The following is a 307-nucleotide window of genomic DNA, read 5'->3' as shown; positions in this document are numbered from 1 at the left end:
AGGGGACGCACAATGAGTATATAAAGATTCCGACAAAGCAGAAGAATGTGATGTTGGTTGGAGATGGGAAGGACAAAACCGTCATTGTGGGGAATAGAAACTCCGAGGATGGCTCTACCACCTATAACTCCGCCACCGTTGGCGCTATGGGAGACGGTTTCATCGCGAGAGACATAACGTTCAAGAACAGCGCCGGCCCAGACAAGCACCAGGCCGTGGCGCTGAGGGTCGGCTCGGACCGCTCGGTGGTGTACAAATGCTCCATCCAAGGCTACCAAGACAGCCTCTACACCCACTCCAAGCGCCA

1 protein-coding gene is annotated in these 307 nt (G+C 54.7%); it reads left to right on the top strand.

The genetic code is table 11. The features are described 5' to 3' along the window. A partial coding sequence (locus tag DL891_RS16815; protein ID WP_198668982.1) for a pectinesterase family protein occupies positions 1-307 on the top strand: 307 nt, incomplete at both ends.

The organism is Homoserinimonas sp. OAct 916, assembly GCF_003260275.1.
Lineage (GTDB): Bacteria > Actinomycetota > Actinomycetes > Actinomycetales > Microbacteriaceae > OACT-916.
This window is presented reverse-complemented; position numbering and strand designations above follow the sequence as displayed.